General features: G+C 58.4%; 4 protein-coding genes. 2 read left to right on the top strand and 2 right to left on the bottom strand.

Annotation, left to right across the window (positions count from 1 at the left end; translation table 11 throughout):
• Nucleotides 1-47 precede the first annotated feature (47 nt).
• A complete protein-coding gene (locus FLM9_RS07190) occupies nucleotides 48-464 on the bottom strand; it encodes an AAA family ATPase (RefSeq protein WP_074457934.1) in 417 nt (138 codons plus the stop codon).
• 114 nt (nucleotides 465-578) lie between these two features.
• Here FLM9_RS07190 and FLM9_RS07185 point away from each other — a divergent pair, with 114 nt between their 5' ends.
• Together FLM9_RS07185 and rdgB are read left to right on the top strand one after the other, a co-directional pair.
• Nucleotides 579-1355, top strand: a complete 777-nt coding sequence (locus FLM9_RS07185; protein ID WP_218969757.1) for an HNH endonuclease — start codon at nucleotides 579-581, stop codon at nucleotides 1353-1355.
• 144 nt (nucleotides 1356-1499) lie between these two features.
• Nucleotides 1500-2117 (top strand): RdgB/HAM1 family non-canonical purine NTP pyrophosphatase, encoded by a 618-nt coding sequence (gene rdgB / locus FLM9_RS07180; RefSeq protein WP_074457933.1) that lies wholly within the window; start codon nucleotides 1500-1502, stop codon nucleotides 2115-2117.
• A 114-nt stretch (nucleotides 2118-2231) separates the two neighbouring features.
• On the opposite strand, the gene FLM9_RS07175 is transcribed toward rdgB, so the two are convergent.
• On the bottom strand, nucleotides 2232-4682 hold the full coding sequence (locus tag FLM9_RS07175; RefSeq protein ID WP_074457932.1) for a TonB-dependent receptor: 2451 nt from the start codon (nucleotides 4680-4682) through the stop codon (nucleotides 2232-2234).
• Nucleotides 4683-4790 lie beyond the last annotated feature (108 nt).

Below are 4790 nucleotides of genomic sequence, written 5' to 3'. Positions count from 1 at the left end.
CTCCTTCCAGATCCCACTCACTACATCCTAACACCCTCGCCACTTGTTCAGAGGTGCCCTAGTTTTTCTTCCCCCTCCTTGAGCAATCTTCCTGCCTGATACACATCAAGCTGGACGTTCTTCTTGTCATTCTCTGGGCCAATGGAGATGGTCTGCCCAGAGGGAAACCTGCGACCATGGAAGAGACTGGTGTAGTCCATAATGAGCACCTTGTCCCCATCCTCGTCCAGATCCTCTCTCCATTCATCCTGCTGTCTCAGCCTGTCCGACAGCAGAGCAGCCAGAGGTAAGGGGGTGTCATATGTGGCTGCGGCATAGATGCGTATGGCATCCAGCACGGTCGTCTTGCCAACCCCGTTGCGCCCTGTCAACAAGGTCACGCGGCCCAGTTGGGGGATCGAGAGATTTTGAAACCCCCGGAAACCGGAGATGGAGAGGTTTGGCAGTGGCAATTCGCCACCCACGGTATTGTCCGATCAGATCTAAAGTGTGCCACATTGCTGGAGCCTGTGTCCAGGCATTCCCACACACGATCCGCACTACAACAGGTCCAGGGTGTTGATGAGGCCGTTGCACCCATGAGCACACCCATGGTCCAGGCGCCCCAGTCCTTCATTGTCCGCCAGGAGTGTGAGAAGGCCTCATGGCAGCACGGGTTTCGCCGCCCCATGGCGTCAGCCAGCGAGGGCTGGGCCGCTTTTGCCTCCACCACCGTTCCGGGGAATCTGTCCTTGGCCGCCTCTGGAGACCACGGGCCTTGGTTCCTGGCACTGGATCATGGCGGAGTCGTTGAGGCCGTCGGCCTTGCCCCCACCACCATGCCCGGCCCCGGTCTGGCCCGCTACAGCTTCCCTGATCTCGGCGCTCTCTATGGGGTGCTGCCACGGATCTATGCCCTCTCCGCCAGCCTTCCCGATGCGCCGCTGCAGCAATTTGCGGCTCGGGTTCGCAGCCTGCCCCGCACCACCGAGGCGGAGCGGTTGGTGGTTCAGCGCCTCGGCCAGGATATTTTTCGCGCCAGCCTCATGGAGTACTGGCAGGGGCGCTGCCCCCTCACCGGCATCAGCGATCCAGACCTGCTGCGGGCTTCCCACATCATTCCCTGGCAGCATTGCAGGACGGACGCCACCAGGCTGGACGTGCATAACGGCCTGCTCCTCTCCGCCCTCTGGGATGCCGCCTTTGATCGAGGTTTGGTCACCTTTGACGAGACTGGTCAGCCACGGTTTTCACCCCTCCTCAGCCAGGCAGGCCAGGCTGAACTGCGCTGGCAAAAGTCCATACCCATCACATCCAGACACCAGACCCACCTGGCCTGGCACCGCCAACATGTGTTTGGCGAGGTTGGCCCATAGCCTGGCTGGAGCATCCACAGGGTGACCAGCAGGGGGCATCCATGAATCAGGGGCAGAAGCGGCGAGTTGCTGGCCGGCGGCGATCCCGGACGGGATTGGGACCCCCTGGCCGGTCAAGATGGGCTGAGGGATACCTGAGCCGTCATGACCAAGCCCGTGCTTGTCATTGCCAGCAGCAACACCGGCAAGCTGGCGGAGTTTCATGAGCTTTTGCAAGAGGCTTTGCCCCATGGGGCCGTTGATCTGCGCCCTCAGCCGGCGGGAGTGACGGTGGAGGAAACCGGCGCCGACTTCCTGGCCAACGCCTGCCTGAAGGCCACAGCCGTGGCCCGCTTCACCGATGCATGGGCCTTGGCAGATGATTCCGGCCTCTGTGTGGATGCCCTGGACGGCCGTCCCGGCATCCACTCCGCCCGCTATGCCCCCAGCAGTGCCCGGCGGCTGGAGCGACTGTTAGAGGAATTGGCCGGCCGTCAAGACCGCTCGGCCCGGTTCATCACGGCTTTGGCCCTGGCCCGGCCTGACGGCTCCATTGCCCTCACCTCCCAGGGGATCAGCAATGGGCACATCCTGGAGGCCCCCATTGGGGAGGGGGGCTTTGGCTATGACCCCCTGTTCTGGATTCCGGCGGTGGGCCGCAGCTTTGCCCAGATGACGCCCGCGCAAAAACGCCGCCACGGCCACCGCGGCCGCGCCTTTGCCGCCTTGCGACCCCGACTGGCGGCGGCCTTGCTCCACCAGCCGCCGGCTGAGTCCTCCTGATGGATAAGAGTCTGTCCTGGCTGCCCTTGTTCCTGTTTAACTGATGAAGCGTGCCCCGGTCCCATGGACCAGGGCACATACCGGGAACGCCCCGAAGGCAACAACGGGATACCCCTAGAATTGGCCACTGAGGGACATAAGAACGGCACGGCCAGGGCCGGGCGAGACGATGCCGCCAGTATCGATCAGCGGAACTTGGGTGCCAGGAGGCAAGAGTACAGGGGCAAACGGAGAGGCTGCATTGAATCTGTCAGCAAGGCCTTTGAGAGGAGCACGGTAGGAATGATTGATGTATTGTGTATCAAACAGATTGGTTACTTTGAAATCAAGCCTCAGATCACGGTCGGTAAATTCGTAACCGATGCCCATGTCAATCAGGAAGCGACCGTCCACTTCCTCATCCGAGTTGTTCTGGACATCGGAGAAGAACTTGTCGCGCCAATTGGCCGCTAGAGAGAAATCCAGCCCGTTATCGAAGTCATAATGAAGGCCCGCACTGACAGTGGCTGTGGGCGCCATGGTAAAGTCGTTACCGACCCAATCCTGTATTTCTTCCTGTTGATCTGTTGATAATTTCTGATTATTTGAGGCGTCTTTTATTTCTGTTGTCAAGAGTCCCACGGTGCCAAACAGTCGCAAACGTTGAGTAGCTTGATAGTCCATCTCAAACTCCGAACCGTAGCTTTCTGAGTGGCCCGCATTCACCGAGATGAAATCAGGGATAGCTCCGTCTGTAGGTACCTGGAATTGCTGATCTTGCCAGTCCACGTAGAAAAAATTAGCGCCAAGGCGCAGGCGGCCATCGGCACTCTTGTGGCGAATCCCCAGATCCAGGTTCCAGGTTCTTTCCGGGTCAAACTCAAACAGTTCGCCACTCACTAGGCTGGCACCAGCCCCGCCAGCGCGGTAGCCACGCTGCACAGTGCCGTAAAGACGTGTCTCCGGGCTAACCGCATAGGACAAACCCAGCTTGGGCAAGAAAATGGAGAAATCTTGATCGAATTTCTCATCTATGGGTTCGTTGATTATTTGTGTTAATCTCCGCGCCGGGTTGGGCGTACAACCGGGTATGGGAGAAGGAGGACTTGTTCTGATGCTCAGGCATGCAACAGTTGCTACTTGCTGCGCTAGAGTCGTTCGTAAATCATTGATTGTAGCATCAATAGCTGTCCTGTTCTGCTCCATTTCAGCACGAAGACCAAAGGTGAGATCCATTTTCTCGGTGATGGCCCATTTCCCTTCGCCAAAGAGTGCTGCAGTTGAGATATTTTGTTGGATCGATTTTCTCCCAAAAACAGGAGTTGAAGTTTTTGCAATACCTTCAAAATCTTCATAGTAGGCACCAATGAATCCGCTAAAACGTTCTCCTGCGTAGCGAAGTCGTAGCTCCTGGGTCAGGGTGCGGATGTCGTCTTTGAAGTACGCATCGTTTTTACGAAAACCAACGCCAGTCAACACGTGAGATTGTTCAGTTTGGTCCGGATCAAGATCCTGATGGGCGTTTTCCGTCACCCACACAGTGGCTGATTCCAACGAGACCCTGTCATTCAACGGCCAGCTTCCCCGTAGGGAGCTACCGGTGATGTGATTGTTCAGTTGTGTATTCACGTCCGCTCGTGTCACACGGCGGCCATTAAGCCAGGAGTCGTAATCCACGTAAAGGGTGCCCACGGTCGCATGGCTGAAGAACGTGCTCAACTCCACCTCCGCTCCGCTTTCGCCCGCATAGAGCAACTTCACCCTGCGGTTGAGAAGCTTCCTCAGGTCTCCATCCTCGTTCAGGGTGATGTTTTCAATGAAGTTGGGTCCCCGCTGACGGTCGAAAACAACCCGGTAGGCAAAGCGATCCTCCACAATGGGGCCGCTGACGGCAAAGGAGGTCCCCAGACCACCGTTGGTTGTCCCTGCGCTCAGTTGGCCCGCCGCCTCCGGTGTGAACGTGGGGTCCGCGCTCTCAACAATGACCGCTCCCCCCAGGGAGCCTCGCCCCAGAACCGTGCTTTGGGCTCCGCGCAGCACTTCAATCTGATCCACATCCCAAAAGCCGCCCAGGGGACCGGCATAGGCGGAGACTGGAATGCCATCCACGTAGGTGGCCACCAGGTCACTGGGGCTACGGGTGACAAGGTAATTGGTCTGACCAAAGGTGGGGCCTGAAGAAAAGCCGGTTTGACCGATGCCGCGGATGGCCACGCCGGTACCCCCCGTAAACGGCATGACGTTGGCTAGCCGCTCCGCCACGCCAAACACGTCATAGGCTGCCCCGGCAGCGCCTTCGCTCTCCCCCGGAAAGACCACGGTGACGCTCCCGTCCGTCTCTGCCAGAGAACGCTCGGATTTCTGGCCGGTGACCATGATGGTCCCCATGTCAAGGGATGAGTCGGTGTCCTCCGGGGACTCCTGCGCCAGGGCGGCAAGGGGCGCTGTGGCACAGGCGAAGCCCAGGACCGATGCAGCCACGCCCTGTGTTAAACACGTGAACACCAGACTTGGGTTGCCATTACTTGCGAGAAAAGGCATCAGACCTTGGTAAGCATTGAGAATAAATGGATGCAGCTTGAGCACTGCATCACAATCAGTAGTTTGACAGCAAAGCCTGCTGACAACAAGACTCTAGGGCACCACGAAAAATCGGGCAAAGCCCTCTAGAAATCTGCAGTCTCACCATGAGAA

It is taken from the genome of Candidatus Synechococcus spongiarum (assembly GCF_900047545.1).
Taxonomy (GTDB): domain Bacteria; phylum Cyanobacteriota; class Cyanobacteriia; order PCC-6307; family Cyanobiaceae; genus Synechococcus_B; species Synechococcus_B spongiarum_C.
This window is presented reverse-complemented; position numbering and strand designations above follow the sequence as displayed.

What these genes read in the sequence shown, in the direction of transcription:
- rdgB (WP_074457933.1), top strand. Translation starts at nt 1,500, where the DNA reads ATGACCAAGCCCGTGCTTGTCATTGCCAGCAGCAACACCGGCAAGCTG.
- FLM9_RS07185 (WP_218969757.1), top strand. Translation starts at nt 579, where the DNA reads ATGAGCACACCCATGGTCCAGGCGCCCCAGTCCTTCATTGTCCGCCAG.